Source organism: Shewanella carassii, from assembly GCF_019670705.1.
Taxonomy (GTDB): domain Bacteria; phylum Pseudomonadota; class Gammaproteobacteria; order Enterobacterales; family Shewanellaceae; genus Shewanella; species Shewanella carassii.
In genome coordinates, this window is record NZ_AP024618.1 from 603,402 (window position 1) to 620,286 (window position 16,885).

General features: G+C 52.9%; 19 protein-coding genes and 1 pseudogene. 11 read left to right on the forward strand and 9 right to left on the reverse strand.

Translation table 11 applies throughout. From position 1 onward, the window contains the following. Window position 1: 1 nt before the first annotated feature. From K5621_RS02820 to K5621_RS02830, 3 genes and pseudogenes are all read right to left on the reverse strand, one after another. Window positions 2–694 carry a TorF family putative porin gene (locus tag K5621_RS02820; protein ID WP_221050375.1) on the reverse strand — a complete coding sequence of 231 codons (693 nt, stop codon included), beginning with the start codon at window positions 692–694 and terminating at the stop codon, window positions 2–4. Between the two features lie 266 nt (window positions 695–960). Beyond that, window positions 961–1,239: pseudogene (locus K5621_RS02825) on the reverse strand (HU family DNA-binding protein); the annotation flags it as partial. Window positions 1,240–1,405: 166 nt separating this feature from the next. Continuing rightward, a complete protein-coding gene (locus K5621_RS02830; protein ID WP_221050376.1) occupies window positions 1,406–1,801 on the reverse strand; it encodes a hypothetical protein in 396 nt (131 codons plus the stop codon). Between the two features lie 119 nt (window positions 1,802–1,920). Here K5621_RS02830 and K5621_RS02835 point away from each other — a divergent pair, with 119 nt between their 5' ends. Then, window positions 1,921–2,430, forward strand: coding sequence for a DUF4240 domain-containing protein (locus K5621_RS02835; RefSeq protein WP_208193918.1), 510 nt, complete (start codon window positions 1,921–1,923; stop codon window positions 2,428–2,430). A gap of 6 nt (window positions 2,431–2,436) precedes the next feature. Here K5621_RS02835 and K5621_RS02840 read toward each other — a convergent pair whose 3' ends face one another. Beyond that, window positions 2,437–2,742, reverse strand: a complete 306-nt coding sequence (locus K5621_RS02840) for a hypothetical protein (RefSeq protein WP_221050377.1) — start codon at window positions 2,740–2,742, stop codon at window positions 2,437–2,439. A 280-nt stretch (window positions 2,743–3,022) separates the two neighbouring features. Here K5621_RS02840 and K5621_RS02845 point away from each other — a divergent pair, with 280 nt between their 5' ends. Continuing rightward, window positions 3,023–3,547, forward strand: a complete 525-nt coding sequence (locus K5621_RS02845) for a DUF3016 domain-containing protein (RefSeq protein ID WP_221050378.1) — start codon at window positions 3,023–3,025, stop codon at window positions 3,545–3,547. Here the strand turns inward: K5621_RS02845 and K5621_RS02850 are convergent. Both K5621_RS02850 and K5621_RS02855 read right to left on the reverse strand, forming a co-directional pair. Beyond that, on the reverse strand, window positions 3,544–5,277 hold the full coding sequence (locus K5621_RS02850; RefSeq protein WP_221051106.1) for a bifunctional diguanylate cyclase/phosphodiesterase: 1,734 nt from the start codon (window positions 5,275–5,277) through the stop codon (window positions 3,544–3,546). The two genes, K5621_RS02845 and K5621_RS02850, sit on opposite strands and share 4 nt — an antisense overlap. A gap of 117 nt (window positions 5,278–5,394) precedes the next feature. Beyond that, window positions 5,395–5,706: a prephenate dehydrogenase gene (locus tag K5621_RS02855; RefSeq protein ID WP_221050379.1), complete on the reverse strand. Its 312-nt coding sequence runs from the start codon at window positions 5,704–5,706 to the stop codon at window positions 5,395–5,397. A gap of 47 nt (window positions 5,707–5,753) precedes the next feature. Here K5621_RS02855 and K5621_RS02860 point away from each other — a divergent pair, with 47 nt between their 5' ends. Together K5621_RS02860 and K5621_RS02865 are read left to right on the forward strand one after the other, a co-directional pair. After that, a complete protein-coding gene (locus K5621_RS02860; protein ID WP_221050380.1) occupies window positions 5,754–6,641 on the forward strand; it encodes a TraB/GumN family protein in 888 nt (295 codons plus the stop codon). Between the two features lie 45 nt (window positions 6,642–6,686). Further along, window positions 6,687–7,322, forward strand: coding sequence for a chemoreceptor glutamine deamidase CheD (locus K5621_RS02865; RefSeq protein WP_221050381.1), 636 nt, complete (start codon window positions 6,687–6,689; stop codon window positions 7,320–7,322). Here K5621_RS02865 and K5621_RS02870 read toward each other — a convergent pair. Beyond that, a complete protein-coding gene (locus K5621_RS02870) occupies window positions 7,283–8,077 on the reverse strand; it encodes a methyltransferase domain-containing protein (protein ID WP_221050382.1) in 795 nt (264 codons plus the stop codon). The genes K5621_RS02865 and K5621_RS02870 overlap by 40 nt on opposite strands. A gap of 199 nt (window positions 8,078–8,276) precedes the next feature. Between K5621_RS02870 and K5621_RS02875 the strand changes: the two genes are divergently transcribed. Continuing rightward, complete coding sequence (locus K5621_RS02875) at window positions 8,277–9,110, forward strand: MaoC/PaaZ C-terminal domain-containing protein (protein ID WP_221051107.1); 834 nt, start codon at window positions 8,277–8,279, stop codon at window positions 9,108–9,110. Window positions 9,111–9,343: 233 nt separating this feature from the next. Continuing rightward, complete coding sequence (locus K5621_RS02880) at window positions 9,344–11,050, forward strand: formate--tetrahydrofolate ligase (protein WP_100143067.1); 1,707 nt, start codon at window positions 9,344–9,346, stop codon at window positions 11,048–11,050. Between the two features lie 60 nt (window positions 11,051–11,110). On the opposite strand, the gene K5621_RS02885 is transcribed toward K5621_RS02880, so the two are convergent. After that, window positions 11,111–12,730 carry a mechanosensitive ion channel family protein gene (locus K5621_RS02885; RefSeq protein WP_221050383.1) on the reverse strand — a complete coding sequence of 540 codons (1,620 nt, stop codon included), beginning with the start codon at window positions 12,728–12,730 and terminating at the stop codon, window positions 11,111–11,113. A 322-nt stretch (window positions 12,731–13,052) separates the two neighbouring features. On the opposite strand from K5621_RS02885, the gene K5621_RS20120 reads away from it, so the two are divergent. After that, complete coding sequence (locus K5621_RS20120; RefSeq protein ID WP_342370145.1) at window positions 13,053–13,247, forward strand: hypothetical protein; 195 nt, start codon at window positions 13,053–13,055, stop codon at window positions 13,245–13,247. Window positions 13,248–13,251: 4 nt separating this feature from the next. On the opposite strand, the gene K5621_RS20080 is transcribed toward K5621_RS20120, so the two are convergent. Further along, window positions 13,252–13,377, reverse strand: a complete 126-nt coding sequence (locus K5621_RS20080; protein ID WP_039034459.1) for a hypothetical protein — start codon at window positions 13,375–13,377, stop codon at window positions 13,252–13,254. A gap of 226 nt (window positions 13,378–13,603) precedes the next feature. On the opposite strand from K5621_RS20080, the gene K5621_RS02895 reads away from it, so the two are divergent. From K5621_RS02895 to K5621_RS02910, 4 genes are all read left to right on the forward strand, one after another. Beyond that, the gene (locus K5621_RS02895) at window positions 13,604–13,903 is read left to right on the forward strand and encodes a DUF2946 domain-containing protein (RefSeq protein WP_100143069.1); all 300 of its coding nucleotides are present in this window, start codon (window positions 13,604–13,606) and stop codon (window positions 13,901–13,903) included. Window positions 13,904–13,984: 81 nt separating this feature from the next. After that, the gene (locus K5621_RS02900) at window positions 13,985–15,190 is read left to right on the forward strand and encodes a hypothetical protein (RefSeq protein ID WP_221050384.1); all 1,206 of its coding nucleotides are present in this window, start codon (window positions 13,985–13,987) and stop codon (window positions 15,188–15,190) included. Next, complete coding sequence (locus K5621_RS02905) at window positions 15,174–16,082, forward strand: metal ABC transporter solute-binding protein, Zn/Mn family (protein WP_039034462.1); 909 nt, start codon at window positions 15,174–15,176, stop codon at window positions 16,080–16,082. The genes K5621_RS02900 and K5621_RS02905 overlap by 17 nt, the downstream gene beginning before the upstream one ends. A gap of 2 nt (window positions 16,083–16,084) precedes the next feature. Further along, entirely contained in the window at window positions 16,085–16,846 is a 762-nt protein-coding gene (locus K5621_RS02910; RefSeq protein WP_221050385.1) for a metal ABC transporter permease, read from the forward strand. The last annotated feature ends 39 nt before the right edge of the window (window positions 16,847–16,885 follow it).

Here is a 16,885-nt window from a genome sequence, read left to right on the forward strand (position 1 = left end):
CTTAGAATTCGAACTCATAGACATAGCTGAGCACTATCTTGGCATCGTCGTCCGGCAGATCCGTATCGGCCACCATAAAGGAGACTGAGCCTATGCCGGTTTCCTTGCTGATGGCCAAATGGTAGTCGGCGTAGTCGGAAACCCCGAACCAGCTCTGCACCACATCACCGTCTGAATAACCATAGTGTGCTGTCAGCGTCACGGTTTCCGTGATGGGATAGCTGAACCCGGCGTGGATATAGCTCAAATCCTTGTTATCCAGTGGCGCTGCGGCCACGTCATCACCGGCGTTGACCACCTTGGCATAACCCAACTCAAACCACTTCCAGCTGAGGGTCAGCGCCAGCTCACCAAAGTCGATATCGCCTTCGGCATCCGGATAGCCATAGTAGAGATAGCCGATGTCATAGCCAAAGTCTTCGCCTAGGGTGCCGGAGTAACCGCCGTAAAAATCGAGTTCGTAACTGGTGTCGTCACCAAAGTCGACATTGGAGGCCCAGGTTCCCAGGTAGAAGCCCGAGTCGTGGCTATAGTCTATACCGCCTTGGACGGCGACCGCATCATCAGTCTGGGTGGTGCCGCGCCACAGATAGTTGGAGGTAGCTCCTATATTCCCCGATACAGCGGCCTGGGTTTCGCCGGCCAGCAACAACAGACCCGCAATAACTGACAGTGAAAACTTGGTGTGTTTCATTCTCATCCCCTCGATGGTTTAGGTTCTGGAACCGGACAAGCTTGACCGGTGCAGACACTCGTTATTGTCTGTGCGGAATGAGCGAATCCCATGCCAAGTTTAAATGAACATTAAATACAAATAGTTAGATTTTGATTGCAAGACTGGTTAATAAAGTGTTGCATTCTGCTGGGGCGGGCTGCACTGCTTTTGTGCAGTCGAGAATGGGAAACCGCAGGCAATAAAAAACGCCTCAATATGAGGCGCTTTCATTCGTGAAAAGCGGTTTAGTTGACGCTGTCACGCAGTGATTTGCCAGCCTTGAACTTGGGAATCGTAGCGGCAGGGATCTGGATCTCTTTACCGGTTTGCGGGTTACGACCTGTGCGGGCGGCACGGGTTGAAGTTTCGAAAGAGCCAAAGCCTACGATGGAGATTTTAGTTCCTTCTTTCATGGCATCGGTCACTGCTACTTCGAACGACTTGAGGGCGCGGGCAGCTTCGGCCTTGGACAGGTTGGCGTGTTCTGCCATTTTAGCGATCAGTTCAGTTTTGTTCATCTGGAGCGTCTCTTCTTTCCGTCGATAAGTTTGTTATTGCTCGTCTAACATGCCATAAGGTTTTTGGCTTGAAAAGGCATTTCAGCGGGGTTCTTGGGCTTTATCTACTATTTTTTAACTAAAAAGACACAAAATTGTGAGCCGGTCGCTGATTTATTGTCATCGGTGCCATCTAGCTAGACTTTTCCTGCTGCAAAAAGCGTTTGGTCTTGGCCGAAAAAGCCACCCAATACTGGAATGCCAGCAAGGCCAACAACACAGCCGCCAGCGGCAACAAGGGGATATTTCGCCCAGCCAGTTCCAGTTTGACATCTTCAGGTGTTATCTGCAGCGCTATCAGAGCCGTAGTGGCGAATGCCAGTAGTCCTAGTGTCTGAATAAAGAGATAGATGCGTAGGGCCCACAATGACCAGGATGTGCGTAGGAACATGCCGATCAAAACCGGGATCACCCCTAGGGTAAACAGGTCCAGGGCGCCTGTATTGATTGTACGCCACAGTGCAACTACGGCCAGTACCAGGTAGAGGATACCAAGCATTACTAGGGGTATTGGTCTTGAGTTGGACATAAATGACTCCTGTGAGAAATTGGCCTAAGTCTATGGAAAGCCCAGGGGGGAGTCCAGTCGGATTTTGGCCACTATTTGCGGTAAAATAACCGCCGACATTTTTGGCAGGATAACACTCAATGACAGAAGAGCAGTTTTGGGAGCTGGTCAGCCGCGACTATCCCGAACAGGACCAACAGGAACTCCAGGCACGTTTGACCGAAAAATTGCAAGACTTGAGCGATGATGATCTGGCCGAGTTTGATAAGCACTTTGCCCGGCAGCTCAGACTGAGTTATAGCTGGGATCTCTGGGGAGCAGCTTACATCATCGCCGGAGTCGATTCAGATTATGGCTTTGCCGAGTTTCGCAATTTCCTGGTGACTCTGGGTAAGGAGCGTTATCAGGCGGCCTGCAATGCAGCGGATTCGCTGGGAGAGCTGGACGTTTGGCCGCAGCTGAATGGTTACGCCTATCCTTTTGTTGAGGAGATAGATCTGCTGGCCGGCCAGCTATACGAGACCCGTACCGGGAAAGAGTTGCCTTTTGTGCCTTCGGGGCTGAGTCAGCCCAAGGGCAAGCGTTTCAACGATCAACCCAAGGCACTGCGCAAGCTTTACCCCAAGCTAAGCGCCCGTTTCCCCTTCTAAGCAGGCTTAGTCGTTGCGCATCTGCTCGCACTGAAAGCCCTGGCGGCGGGAGTCGAAGCGGCAGTAGCTGCCACACTCCCAAGGTGCCCCCTCCGAGGCCTGGGACTTCTCGATGGCAAACGCCTTACAGCTGGCATAGTCGCTAAAATCGTCCTCTTTGATATAACGCCCCGAATCGAAGCCATGGGTATAAATGAAGGCGCTCCAGGTTTCCGGACCCTTGGGTTTGGCGTCCTGATTGATGGCCACGAGAACAACTCCCAGGGCGGTAAAGAGTCCCAAAGTAATCAGCAAAGACGGTGAGAGTTTCACTGGCGCTCCTGTTGTGACTGGTTTTTTAGCTTTGCTATTAGAGTACTTCCTCGGGCCCGACTCAAGCCGTGTTGTTTGAAAGTTGGGTCGCGTCGCTACAAATTGATACTCAGGTTAACGCATTTTTGTGGTATGAGATAAAAATAACACAATAAAATAATCACTTATAACAGGATGATGTTCGCATATTAGTTTTGCGTTAAGCCCGGATTCAGGTTAAATTTTATACTCTGAGTTTGAACCAAATGCATACTGACATTCGCTCCCAAAGGAGGCTGAGATGAAAATCAGATATCTGTTACTTGCAGCTGCCCTGGCCTCTGGCTCGGCGCTGGCGGCCGACAAGGTCGATGAAAACCCGGTGACCGAGTCGGGTAAGGTCAAAATTGAGTGGCAGTCACCCAAGGATTTTCGGGATATCAAGTCTGCCAGCGAGCTGCAATCCCGTTACGAACAGCGTCTGTTCGAGACCTTGACCAAAGCCTTGGATAAAGACGTTTCCTCATCTCTAAAAGACAACCAAAAGCTGGAACTGACAGTCACAGATGTGGATTTGGCCGGCGATGTACGGCCTACCTTTGGTGCGACCGTTAACGATATACGTGTAGTCAAGAACGTTTACCCGCCCAAGTTCAGCTTCAGTTATCGCTTGCTGGAAGGCGATCAGGTGGTCATGACTGGCGATGAAAAGCTGACTGATATGCAGTTTCTTGACCATGTGGACAGAATTAACAGCGATAGCTTTCGCTATGAACAGCGAATGCTGAAAGATTGGTTCCAGAAAACACTCAAGCCCAAACTCTAAGCCGTCCTGGGCATTTCCAGCAAGCACAGCCCTCGGGGGCTGTGCTTGGCCTGTTTTTTTGCCAGTGCACACAGGCGGGACAATTCATGTTCGTTGGCGTTCAGGCTCAATGGCGGTGGCAGTATTCCAACGCTGAGGCGCAGTAGCGGTTGACGGCATTCCAGCCCTTGTCGGTCCTGGGTAAACAAGTGTTGTCTTTGCCAATGCTCGTCACTGAAAAACTGCCTCTTGCCCTGTTCAAACTCTGCCAATATTTGCTGACAAACCCCTTGCAGTTGCAGCTCTGTGCCTATCATTACGAAATCATCTCCACCCACGTGGCCGATAAATTGCGCCTTGCCGTATTGTCTGAGCAGGCCGGCGACGGCCCTTATCACCTCATCACCGCGACTGAAGCCATAGATGTCGTTATAGGGTTTGAAATGGCATAGATCAAAATAGGCCAGATAGAAATGCTGTCGTAGTTTCCGTAGCCGTTGCAGCTCTTCCTGAATGGGCACATTCCCGGGCAATTCAGTCAATGGGTTGGCGTGGCGCGCCGTCTGTATTCTGTGTTCAGTGATGCGTTGCAGCAGCTCGCGGGTAAGGCCCAGACCGATGAAGTCACCCTGACGCAGAATAATGAATTCCTGTGCTATTTCGGAGCCAGGCTTGGCGGTGAGCTTTTGACTCACCCGCGACAGCGGCGTGGCCGCATCGACCATAAGCACATCTTTGTCCATGAGTTCTGTGGCCGCTTGGTGCTCATGAAGGGCGCGGCCATAGGGCCGGGAAAACAGCTCCATTAATCGATGGCGATAGACCAGCCCCAAGGGATGCTTCTGCTCCAGAACTACTATGCACTGAAGTTCCGGCTGGGAGAGAAAGCGTTCGCTCAACTGCTTGAGTTCGGTATCAGAGCCGCAGGTTTGCGCCTGATGGCACAGGCTCTCTGCCGCCTCGTTGTATCTCGGTTGTTCCTGCTGACGAATGGCGAGATAGCGGGTCTGCAGTTGCCTATCCGGCAGCGCCTCGGGTCTGCCAAGCAAAAAGCCCTGACAATAGGTGATCCCGAGCTGGCGCAGTATCGTCAGCTCGGCTTCTGTCTCTATGCCCTCGGCGATGACTTTACAGGTCAGGCTCTGGCACAGTTCTATGATGGAGCGGACAAACTCCTGTTTAACCGGAAACTTATCTATCTGATGGATAAAGTGGCGATCAATTTTGACATAGTCGGGGGAGAGTTCTGACCAGAGGCGCAAGCCTGAGTAGCCGGCGCCAAGGTCGTCGAGTGCGGTCAGAAACCCTTGATTGCGATAGTGATCCAGACAAGCTTTGAGCTGATCTATGTCATCGGCCGGGTATTGTTCCGACAGCTCTATGACCACATTGGATGGCGCTATGCCGAACTGTTGCAAGAGTTTGAGTGTTTGTCCCTTGGGATGACTGGGATCCAGCAGCGCCTTGGGGGAGATATTGATAAACAGCTTGCCCGGCAGTTGTCTTTGCTGGAATTGGGCTATGGAGACCCGGCGGCACAAGGTCTCCAGCTCGGAGAGGCGCCCCAGTCGTTCGGCGGTATTGAACAGATGAAATGGAGAATGAACGCTGCTGCCGATAGGGCCGCGGCTTAGGGCTTCAAAACCATGAATACTGTTGCTGTCTATGTTGATAATCGGCTGAAACAGAGCGGTGATATCCTCTTTATCCAACACTCTTCTAAGCTCAGCAATCCTGTCTATGGCCACCAAACTGCAATACCTCACCAGGCCCAAATCGGATAGAGTCTAGGTGTTGCAAGTGACACTAAGATGACAAAGCCGGGCTTGGCCCGGCTTAACGCAGTGATTTTGCTGTTTGAACTCTTGCTACTTACTCTGCTGTTTAAATTTTTGCAGCGTCTGCAGTAAGACTGCCAGTTTCGGCAGCAATGCCTCCAACTGTTCCGGGGTGGGCGCCGTTTCGGCTTCAAGATCCGCTACCGCCTGTGCCAACTCCTGTACATAAGGGAGGAAGCGATTGCTGCATGTGGTAAAGCCTTGATCTTGGGTGAATACGGCAGAAAACTTCCCATGGCCGACCTGTTGCAGCTGATCCAGACGATTATCGGCATCGACAGCCTGGCGGTAAGCGGTCTGCAGATTGGCTTTCAGTTGCTCAATGACCTTGGTATATGGCATAACAGCCTCTAACTGATGAACTTTGGCTGAAATTATAAGGAACAGGGATGTGCGCAACAAGTCGACTGCTGTGGTTCTTCTTCGGATGTGGCTTGTTTTTAAGTGGTATTGCTCAAGCAAGAGATGGTGACAAGCCGCCTTTCTACCAACTGGAGTTCGCTGGCAAGACGGCCTTTATCATGGGCTCAGTACATGTTGGCAAGGCCGACTTCTACCCACTGTCAAATCAGATAGAGCAGGCCTATCACAATGCCGGTGCTCTGGTGCTGGAAGCCGATGTCCGCGATCCTGCGGCGCAGCAATTGCTGCAGAAGTATGGCTTGAAGGCCGCAACACCTGATGAGGAAACCCAGACGCTGCTGCAGGGCTACTGTGGCGGTAAGCCTTTGTGTCGGCAATTGGCGATGATGTCCCCCTGGTTGCAGTCGGTGCAAATCAGTATGCAGCGTTTCGTGGAGCTGGGTTATCAACCCAGCCTGGGTGTGGAACAGTATCTGTTGGATGGGGTCGGTGGCAGACCCGTGCTGGAGCTGGAAAGTACAGAAATGCAGTTAGCACTGCTGGACTCGCTGGCGCTGGAGCACCAGTGGAGTATGGTGCGGGAGAGCATTCGCGGTGAAGATAGGGAGATCCAGGCGCTGATCACGGCTTGGCGCAGCGGTAATGAAAAAGCGTTGGCAGAGTTGATGTTGCATCAGCTGTCCAGCGAAGGTGAAGACGTATTGCTGGAAAAACTGCTATGGCAGCGTAACCAAGGCATGGCCGAGCGCCTGTTGAGTCTGATGGCTTCCAATCAGGCGCCACTATTTGTGGCCGTCGGTGCCGGGCATCTGGCCGGTAAAAAGAGCCTACTCGAGTATTTGCATAAAGCTGGTGTCAACAGCCGTAACTGCTGGCAGCAAAGCTGTGATGTACCGTCCGGCGAGGCAAACTGAGGCGCTGAGGTCTATACTTGCTGTGCTTGGACACAGGGAGTTGAGATGCAAGGCATTAGCGATGCGTACAAGGGGTTTGAAGGAACAGTTCGTCAGTGGGATCAACGTTTTGGCAAGGTGGTTGCCAGGGTCGAACCCGGCGATTTTTATATTACAGGTGCCGATGAGTACATTTTTACCCGCTTGGGGTCTTGTGTGGCGGCTTGTATCTGGGACCCCGTACTCGGCATAGGTGGCCTGAATCACTTTCTGTTACCCGAGCGCAAACTTCACGAAGATTGGCACCGACTGACCAGCTACAGCTGCCGCTACGGCAACTGGGCCATGGAGCAGTTGATCAATGCCATACTCTGTGTCGGTGGTCAGCGACACAGATTACAGGCCAAAGTATTCGGCGGCGCCAGAATGGGCCAAAGCAGTGTGCTGAATGTCGGCCAGTCCAACATAGATTTTGTACTGCGTTATCTCGAACTCGAGCAGATCCCAGTGCAGGCGGAGGATTTGGGCGGCCCTTGGCCGCGTAAGGTGATGTTTCACCCCAACAGCGGCAAGGTCTTGCTCAAGCACATGGATCCCGAACGCCTGGCGCAGTTGGTGCCGGAAGAGAATCGTTATCTGGCTCAGATAGTGGATGGCAAAGATCAACCCTCAATCGAGTTGTTCGGGCCGGATGCCTTGTGAGCAATGAAATGCACGTAGCGGCCCAGAGACAGATAGGGTTGCTGGCGTGAGTATTTCAGTTCCATCTCCAGCAGTTGCTGGAAGTCGAAATTTTCCGGCAGGCTCTTTTTAAGATAGTCATGGATGACTCTTACCCCGGATTCACATCTCAACTCCAGTTGCCACTCGTTAAACCAAGCTTGTACATCGGTTATCTGCAGCGGATGTTTCGGGCTGAGGCGGACTTTTTTGCGAGTCTGCAGATCGGCGGCCACATAGTCGAAATTGCCCGACACCAGGGCGTGAAAGCGCATCGCTTCCTTATTGAAAAACATCAGTGAAAACAGGCCGTCATCTTTCAAGAGTGACAGCAAACCCGCTAGTGTGCCCTTGGCATCATGCAGCCATTCGGCAACGGCATGGCACAGGATAAGGTCGAACTGGCCCAGTTCCGTTATGTTCAGTTCCTGAATGGCGCAATGCAGCAGTTGAATATCCAAGGGCTTGGACGAGGCGGCAATCTGCTCTTTGGCTTGTTCCAACATGGCCGAGGAGATGTCGCAAAGTACGACTTCATGCCCCATGGCTGCCAGCTTCTGGCTGAAAAAGCCAAAACCGCCGCCGGCATCTAATACTCTGAGTTTTCGGCCGGCAAAGTAGGGGAGGTGCTCTTGCAGATCGCGCCAGAGTACCGCGGCTCTGATCTGTCCTTTGGGGGTTCCATAGATATTGTTGGCGAACTTCTGCGCCAGCTTGTCAAAGTTCTGATCTTGCACTTTTGGATGTTCTAAAAGACTCGAAGACATATAGTGTCTCACAAGCCGTGGTTCTTGGCATTAGTCCCAGATAACGGGTGGCTGACCGTTGGCAAAATCATAGATAGCTCCGCAAATCGCGGGGATGAGGTATAATGTTCGGCTTGGAATACTCAAGGTGGGCTTTTTGGTTATGAAATTCAGTGTCGAACTGCGAACGATGCCTTCGTTGTTTTCGCTGTATCGCAAGATTTTTTTCGGGCGAAAGCCTGGCTGGGACAACCAGCCTTTACCTCGTATCAGTGTTAATACTCCCGGCGTGGCTTTGGAGCCCGGCAAGGTGGCCGATTACGCTCAGGTGTGTGGCTTCGAGTTTGATGGTAAAACTTTGCCGCCTACTTACTTGTATGTGATGGCCTTCAGGTTGCACGCGGTGATCTTTACTCATGATGCCATCACTTTTCCTCTGCTGGGAATGATCCACCTGCGTAACCGTATCAGTCAGTTTCGCAGTGTTACTGTCGATGAGTGTTTCGATATCGATTGCCGTCTCACCGATAGTCGTGAGACAGATTCCGGACTCGAGTTTGACCTTATCTCCAGAGTGACTGTGGCCGGAGAGTTGGTGTGGGAATCCTTGTCTACTTACCTGTACCGTATAGATAAGCCCGGGCGCAGAGCCAGGCCTCCCAAGGCCGGGGATATTCAATGGGAAAACCCCAGCGTCTGGGAGTTGGGTGACGACCTGGGTCGGCGTTATGCCAGAGCCTCGGGCGACTATAACCTGATCCATCTGCACCCCTTGCTTTCCAAGCGTTTTGGTTTCGACCGGGTGTTGGCCCATGGCATGTGGTCCAAGGCCCGCTGCGTGGCTCAGCTGATGCCGGAGCTGGGCAATAAGCCCTGTGTCATCGATGTGGCATTCAAGCTGCCGCTGTTTATGCCGGCCAGTGTCTGTTTCTGTGCTCAGACCCTGGAGCAGGGTTATAAGTTTGAACTCAGGGATCAGAAGGGGCGCAGGCCGCATCTTTGCGGCGAGGTCTCACTACTCTGAGCCATAAGGGGGCCTAGGTTTTGCACCTGGGCCTCTGTCTTAATGGCCTCTCTGGCGCTCGCCATTTTCCTTCCGCTTGGAAACTGTTTTTCAACCATTTTCAGTTAAGTTTTTTTGACTCAGATTAAGGTAATACTGAATGACGTTTTTTCGGGCTTTTGCTTGAGGCGGGAATACCCTAGTATGCGGGTCTTTTGAACGATTAGCTTTGGCCCCTGCGGGAGTTTTACTGAATGTTGAAGGACATAGAGATCTCTAGGATGACGCCGAGGCGTCCCATTGAGCATATTGCTACCGAGCTGGGACTGCGGCCTGGAGAATTCAGCTGTTACGGCGACCACAAGGCAAAAATCCCGCTGAGTTTGCTCAAACGGGTCGATGATTACTTGCCCGGCAAGTTGATTCTGGTGACTGCAATAACACCTACCCCCCATGGTGAAGGTAAGACGGTGACCAGCATAGGCTTGACCCAGGCCTTGCATGCGCTCGAACACAAGGTCTGCGCCTGTCTGCGTCAGCCCAGTATGGGGCCTGTCTTTGGCGTCAAAGGGGGAGCCGCTGGAGGCGGTTATGCTCAGGTGGTGCCGATGGAAGAGCTGAATCTGCACCTCACCGGAGATATTCATGCCATTACCAGCGCTCACAACCTGGCCGCCGCCGCGCTGGATGCCCGGCTGCATCACGAGCAGCGTCTCGGGGCGGTAGAGTTCAGCCGTCGCAGTGGTTTGGATGCGCTCAATATCGATCCGGAAAAGATCTTTTGGCACAGGGTGATGGATCACAATGATCGCAGCCTGCGACAGATTCAGATAGGGCTGGGAGAGAATAATGGCCCGGAGCATGAATCGAGCTTTGATATCACCGCCGCCTCAGAGCTGATGGCCATTTTGGCCCTGAGTCGTGATATTAATGATATGCGTCGCCGTGTCGGCCAGGTGTTGCTGGCTCTCGACACCGCTGGACAGGCGATTACCGCCGAGCGACTCGGGGTTGCCGGTGCCATGTGTGCCATCTTGCGTCAGGCATTGGAGCCGACACTGATGCAGACTCTCAATGGTGCCCCTTGTCTTATCCACACAGGACCCTTTGCCAATATCGCCCACGGCAACTCCTCTGTCATTGCCGATGAGATGGCGCTGAAACTCAGCGACTATGTGGTCACTGAAGGCGGTTTTGGTTCGGATATGGGCTTTGAAAAGTTTTGTAATATCAAGGCGCCGGTTTCCGGACGTCGGCCTGATTGCACCGTCTTGGTGGCGACCTTGAGAGCGCTTAAGAGTAATGCCGGACTCAAGGGTGAGGCTGTCAGTCGGCCTGACCGGCAGGCTCTGGAGCAGGGCTTTGCCAATCTGGCCTGGCACTTGGCCAATGTGCGTCGCTATGGTACTCCTGTGGTGGTGGCCATCAATCGCTTCCCCGAAGATACCGAGCAGGAGCTTGAGTGGCTGAGACAAGCCTGTCTGACTGAGGGCGCCGATGCTTGCGAACTCAGCGAGGCCTTCGCTCTAGGTGCCGATGGCGCCAAGGCGCTGGCCGAGTCGGTATTGGCGGCCATAGGCAAGGGCCGTGGTTTCAAGCCTCTCTATGACCCTTCGCTTGGACTCGAGGCCAGCTTGGCGACTCTGGCCGAGCTTGGTTATGGTGCAGCAGGAGTTGAGTTGTCGGCCAAGGCCCGTGAGCAACTGGCCGAGATCCAGCGCCTTGGCGCAGACAAGCTGCCTGTGTGTATGGCCAAGACGCCAATGTCTATCAGTCACGATCCCAAACTCAAGGGGGCGCCAAGCGGTTTCACTCTGCCAATCACCGAGCTTAGGCTCAATGCCGGAGCCGGTTTTGTCACCGCCTTGGTGGGTAAGGTGATGACCATGCCTGGGCTGGGCTTGAACCCCGGCTATTTGCATATCGATATCGATGAACAGGGTGAAGTGATAGGGCTTTAACTCGGCAATGACAAAGGGCGCATCTGCGCCCTTTGTGGTGTTGGATACTGCCGCACCGGTTTAACCGCGGTAGAAGTGTACATCCCGCTGCGGGAATGGAATGCTGATCCCTTCCTCGTCGAAGCGCATCTTCACCGCCCGGGTAATGTCCCAGTAAACTTCCCAATAATCTTCCGGCCTGACCCAAGGGCGCACTACAAAGTCCACCGAGGATTCACCCAATAGGTGCAGTTTAACCGTGGGCTCAGGGTGTTTCAGTACCTTGGGATGCTCTTGCACCAGTTGCTCCAACACGGCTTCGGCTTTTTCGATATTGTCGCTGTAACTGATGCCGAAGGTCATATCTACCCGTCTGTGATGCTCGGCGGTGATATTGTTAATGGTATCGCCCCAAATTTTGTTGTTGGGAACAATCAGTCGTTGGTTGTCCAGGGTCTTGATGGTGGTAGAAACCAGGCTCATATGGCTGACTCGGCCAGTGACCCCGGCGGCATTGATCAGATCTCCCACATCGAAGGGGCGATAGATAAGGATCATCATCCCTGAGGCGAAGTTGGATAGGGTATCTTGCAGCGCAAAACCGATAATCACCCCGGCAATACCGAAACCGGCCAGTAGAGGCCCGAGTTCGAACCCCAGTTGTGACAAGGCGATCAACAAGCCCAAAGTAAAGATGACCTTGCCTGAAAGCGAGGTGAAGAAATCTTGCAGCAGCTTGCTGAACTTGAGCTTGGAGTTACTGACCGCCTTGGCAACGATTCGCTTGGTCAGTTTGGCCAGCAAGCCGGTAAGTAGCAGGATAAACAAGAAGATAAATATCTTGAACAGCATATCCGGCCCGCCTTCAATCAGCTGCGCCTTAGCGATATCGAGCCATTGTCCGGCCAGGCTGGAGACGACATCGATATTGAGGACGTCCTGAGTGATATCCCCGGAGATGGCAAACAGGGTCTTTTTCAGATCGCTGGTATCCACATCCAGTTTATCCAGCATGCCAATTACAGCGCTCAGGCTGCTGCTGTTATTTTCTAGCCGCTCTTTCAGCAGGGTCAAGGCCTTGTTCTGCTCGCTGCTGACATCTTTGCCCGCCAAAGCATTTTCGGCCATTTGAACCCCCAACTGCTGCTGGTTGTAGCTCACCAGGCTCTCCAACAACTCGGCTCTGACGATAAGATGTTGTTTGAGAGAGTCTTTCGCCTGGCTGACATCCTGCCCCAGTTGTTCAGACCAATTGAGCAGTTCCAGCAAGCCTTTTTGAATTTCATCCTTTTCCAGGCTGCGGCGGGAGATCTCAAGCATCAGCCGTTGATCTTCCCCTTTGCCGAGTTTGCCCTGCAGCGCCACTATCTCCTTGTCGAGATATTGCACCATTTGCTGCAACAGTTGTCGCTGCGCCTCCAGGTGCGGCAGAACGCTCATCAGGGCCTGAGGGTCTGCATTCTTGTCGCCAATGGCATCAATGCTCTCTTTGAGCTTATTTCTTTGCGCCAGAGTCAGCGCCTTGATCCTAAACTCCGTTACCGCCTTGAGTTCGCCCTTGGCGCTGCGAAGCTGTTGAATATTTTGTTTTATGGTTTGCTGCATCAAAGTGAGCTGCTCGGTGGCGAGTGGTTCAGGTTCAGATGCAAAGGATTGCCAGGAGAGGGATAAACACAACACCAGTAAGAGAGTTCTAACCATGTTTTTGTCCGATTCTTATCTGTATTTTTTGAAGCGTTTGAGTCAATAAATATGACACGAAACGTCATATGGCGCCTAAAAAAGCTTACAGATTTGTGGTTTTTCACACATGAGAGATATAAGGCGGACCTCAGCTTTGCTAGAATGGCGCCCCTTTGTGAACTCGTCGGAGAAAGCCCGAGTGTTATGCCCCAATTGCAATAAAACCTTTAATGTTTCTCAGATAGCTCAGCAGCGGGGTAGTGGCTTTTCTGCGCAGATCCAGTGCCCTCATTGTGAAGCCTGGCTAGGGAAGACGCCTTGGTTATTAAAATTGAAACTGATGGGATTTTACCTGGGGCTGGCGGCGACTATCTGTGCCTGGTTGGTCCCAGAGACCAGACACTTTGGGATACCCATCGCAATTCTTGGGCTGATCGTCTTGCTGATCAGCCACTTGATGGATCATCTGCACACGGTTGAGGCGCCGGTTAAAGTTGAAGAGGATGATTCGGCGCAGCGGCAGAAGTACCGTTAACGGCTTACTCTATCACCTGTACCTGATTGGCCAGGGAGGTTTCGACGTAATAGATGCCACCTAAAATTGCGCCACAAAACAGAATGGCAAACAGGATGATTCCCAGGTTATTTTTGAGAAATGCCAACATAGCTTTTCCTTTGGTTGATGCCTATTGCATGGCTGATACTGTATCGCTTAAACCTTATCCGGCAGAGCTTAAGCAGAACTTAATCGCCTGTCGTGTCAGCAAAATATCTTCAATATAGATTGCAAATTTACACATTTTGTAACGCTTGCAGCTTTATTTTCCCTCAGTAACCTTGTTGCAACCTTTGTCTCAGCTGACTTAAACTAGCGCCGGATCTGTCTGGGGGATGTTAGGTTTGGATATCGCTGTTCGCACAAGAAGCACTATTGCCATATGGCTTGCCGCCATATTGGTGCTCTTGTCTGTGGCTGCGTCGGCCCACAGCATTTCCCATCTCGAAGAGGGGCACAAGACTCACTGTACTCTCTGCTTCCATCAGCATCAGCTGAATAAGGTCATGCCCGGCACCGGGCTGCATCTGGATGCTGTCAAACAATCCTATATCAGAGCCAGTTTTACGGCTTCTTCCTGGCAGGCGCCCCACGTTCGCCTGTTTAACAGTCGTGCACCCCCTGTTACAGCCTGAATTTAAAGAAACTGCTATTTAAATTTTGCTATCGACCGCATCGAATTGCGGTGCGATGACTGCTGTATTTCAGGAGCTAAAATGACTGTTTTTTCAACTCGTATTTCGCCTCTGGCCTTGGCCTGTGGCTTGGTTTCCACCTGTGCAATGGCCCAGAACCCTACGCTGACCAATCCGGCGATCAGTGCGGTTTTGGATGGCTATTATCAAACGGCGGATCGTCCCTTGGCCGAGCGTCAGGAAGGTTTTGGTCTGGGGGAAACCGAACTGGCACTCAGCGCTAATATTGATGATATGTTCTATGGAAAAGTCACCACCATCATAGAAAACCATGATGGTGATACCGAAGTGGAGCTGGAAGAGGCTTTTATTCAAACTTTGGCGATGCCGGCTGGGTTTGCGGTGCGTGCCGGTCGTTTCCTGTCTGACGTGGGCTATCTCAATAACCAACACCCGCACTCGGATGTCTTTACCGACCGACCGGCGGCTTACCGCGCCTTCCTAGGCAATCATTACTTCGATGATGGTATCCGCTTGAACTATGTGGCGCCGACTGATCTTTACTGGGTCATGGGGCTGGAGGCCTTCAAGGGCGACAAGATGCGTGCCGAGGATGAACACGGCGAGCGCGAGTTCGAGGATGTGGGTGTCTACACCGCTTACACCAAGATAGGTGGTGATATAGGGACAGACAGTTCCTGGCAGTTGGGACTGTCATATCTGCGCAATGAAAATGGCCGCCTGACCCCTTTTGAAGAGCACGCGGGTGAGGAAGAGGAGCATGATCACGGCCACGACCACGAAGGTCACAGCCATGGTGCAGCCTATACGGGTGAAAACACCTATATTGCCGACTTTGTTTATAAGTGGGCACCCAACGGCAACTACAAGTATCAGCATCTGACTGTGAGTGGTGAGTATTTCCGGGTGGCAGATTTCGTTGCCGAGGCCGGGCATGAGCATCACGAGGATGAACACGCCCATGCTGAGCCGAAAGATTACCATCAGGGCTGGTATCTGAGCGGTGTCTACCAATGGAGCCCCAGCTGGTCTACCGGGATCCGCTATGGCGAGTTGGATACCCAGCAGGCCCACGACGATCATTTCCACGGTCAGAAGCTGAAAGAAACCGAAGTTAGCCTGGCCTGGCATCACAGCCATTTCTCTACCGTAAGACTGCAGTACACCAATCAGCGTGGCACTAATTTCGACGGTATCGAAGACGACAATGTTATCACTCTGCAATACGTTATGACTCTGGGGGCCCACGGTGCGCATCAATTCTAAATTTGTCGGCCTGGCCACGGCCGCTTTGACTCTGGTGGCCAGTTGGCAGGCTCAGGCCAGCCTGAATATTTTTGCCTGTGAACCTGAATATGCCGCGTTGGCCAAGAGCTTGGCACCGGATGCGGACATCTATTCGGCCACAACGGCCTTGCAGGATCCTCACCAGGTGCAGGCGCGGCCCAGTTTGATCGCCAAGATGCGCCAGGCGGATCTGGCGGTCTGCGCCGGTGCGGATCTGGAAATCGGTTGGTTGCCTATGCTGCAGATGAAATCTTCCAACGCCAAGGTGCGCTCTACGGATCAGGGGCTGTTTTTTGCAGCCGATCAGGTTGAGACCCTGGATAAGCTGGATTCGGTCGACCGCAGCATGGGGGATGTGCACGCCAAGGGGAATCCGCATCTGCACTTTGACCCTTATCGGATGCTGGATATCGCCAAGGCGCTGAGCGCCAAGCTGGTGGCCCTGGATCCTCAAGGAAAAGCCGACTATGAGGCTGCGCTCAAGGCATTCAGCGAGCGTTGGCAGCAGGCTATTCCCAACTGGGAGGCCGAAGCGGCATCACTCAAGGGCAAGAAGGTTATCGCCTATCACACCAGTTTCCGCTATCTGTTCAACTGGTTGGGAGTTTCTCAGGTCGCGGATCTTGAGCCCAAGCCCGGGTTGCCCCCCAGCAGTTCACACTTGGCTTCGCTGCTTGAGCGGGCAGGGCAAGGGGATGTCAGTGCCGTGGTAGTGGCATCCTATCAGGATGAACGTGGCGCCAACTGGTTGGGTGAAAGAGCCAAGCTGCCGGTATTGGTATTGCCCATGTCGGTAGGTGGTAACGCCCAGAGCCAGGATCTTTTCAGCCTGTATGACAGCGCCATCTCGCTGCTCAAGAGCGTGAATTGATTATGGACAGCGGACTGTTCAGCATACTCCTGCCGGCTTTTGCGGCCGGCCTGCTGGTGCTCTCAACCCATGTGGTATTGGGGCGCCAGGTGTTGAAGCGCGGGATCATCTTTATCGATCTGGCGATTGCCCAAGTCGCGGCACTGGGGGCGATAGTGGCGCATCTTAACCATGATCTGGAGGATATTCCTTATTCTCATGTATGGATGCCGGCATTGTTTGCCCTGGCCGGGGCCGGAATCATAGCCTGGTTGTCACGTAAAATGGCCTCTGAACTGGAGGCCATGATCGGCTGCTTCTACGTGTTGGCTGCTGTGACTGCCATGTTGTTGCTCTCCAACGACCCCCATGGTGCCGAGCTGCTCAAGCAGCTGATGTCGGGGCAGATCCTTTGGGTCAACTGGCCACAACTGATCTTGCCGGCTCTGGTTTATGCTCTGGTGTTGGGGCTATTGCTGTGGCGCCCGTCTTTGCTCAATGGCGCCGTGTTTTATCCCCTGTTTGCCCTGGTGATAACCCTGTCGGTGGAGCTGGTGGGTGTCTATCTGGTGTTCAGCACCTTGATTCTGCCGGCACTGGCGTTGAATAAATACAGCGGCCGTTTCGCACTTGGTTGGGCCTATCTGGTCGGAGTATTGGGTTATGTCGCCGGTCTGTGGGCCTCGGCGAGTTATGACCTGCCTAGTGGGGCCGCTATAGTGGCAACTCTGGCACTGAGTGCGCTGCTGTTTCGTATACTGCTAAGTTTCAGCGATCGTCCCTGAGTCCAGGCCGCTGAGAACTAACCTCCAAATGCGGCCCGG

Excerpts from the sequence above, each read along its gene's own strand:
- K5621_RS02820 (WP_221050375.1), bottom strand. The coding sequence starts at position 694 with ATGAAACACACCAAGTTTTCACTGTCAGTTATTGCGGGTCTGTTGTTG.
- K5621_RS02830 (WP_221050376.1), bottom strand. The coding sequence starts at position 1,801 with ATGTCCAACTCAAGACCAATACCCCTAGTAATGCTTGGTATCCTCTAC.
- K5621_RS02835 (WP_208193918.1), top strand. The coding sequence starts at position 1,921 with ATGACAGAAGAGCAGTTTTGGGAGCTGGTCAGCCGCGACTATCCCGAA.
- K5621_RS02845 (WP_221050378.1), top strand. The coding sequence starts at position 3,023 with ATGAAAATCAGATATCTGTTACTTGCAGCTGCCCTGGCCTCTGGCTCG.
- K5621_RS02855 (WP_221050379.1), bottom strand. The coding sequence starts at position 5,706 with ATGCCATATACCAAGGTCATTGAGCAACTGAAAGCCAATCTGCAGACC.
- K5621_RS02860 (WP_221050380.1), top strand. The coding sequence starts at position 5,754 with ATGTGCGCAACAAGTCGACTGCTGTGGTTCTTCTTCGGATGTGGCTTG.
- K5621_RS02865 (WP_221050381.1), top strand. The coding sequence starts at position 6,687 with ATGCAAGGCATTAGCGATGCGTACAAGGGGTTTGAAGGAACAGTTCGT.
- K5621_RS02875 (WP_221051107.1), top strand. The coding sequence starts at position 8,277 with ATGCCTTCGTTGTTTTCGCTGTATCGCAAGATTTTTTTCGGGCGAAAG.
- K5621_RS02880 (WP_100143067.1), top strand. The coding sequence starts at position 9,344 with ATGTTGAAGGACATAGAGATCTCTAGGATGACGCCGAGGCGTCCCATT.
- K5621_RS02885 (WP_221050383.1), bottom strand. The coding sequence starts at position 12,730 with ATGGTTAGAACTCTCTTACTGGTGTTGTGTTTATCCCTCTCCTGGCAA.
- K5621_RS20120 (WP_342370145.1), top strand. The coding sequence starts at position 13,053 with ATGGGATTTTACCTGGGGCTGGCGGCGACTATCTGTGCCTGGTTGGTC.
- K5621_RS20080 (WP_039034459.1), bottom strand. The coding sequence starts at position 13,377 with ATGTTGGCATTTCTCAAAAATAACCTGGGAATCATCCTGTTTGCCATT.
- K5621_RS02895 (WP_100143069.1), top strand. The coding sequence starts at position 13,604 with ATGTTAGGTTTGGATATCGCTGTTCGCACAAGAAGCACTATTGCCATA.
- K5621_RS02900 (WP_221050384.1), top strand. The coding sequence starts at position 13,985 with ATGACTGTTTTTTCAACTCGTATTTCGCCTCTGGCCTTGGCCTGTGGC.
- K5621_RS02910 (WP_221050385.1), top strand. The coding sequence starts at position 16,085 with ATGGACAGCGGACTGTTCAGCATACTCCTGCCGGCTTTTGCGGCCGGC.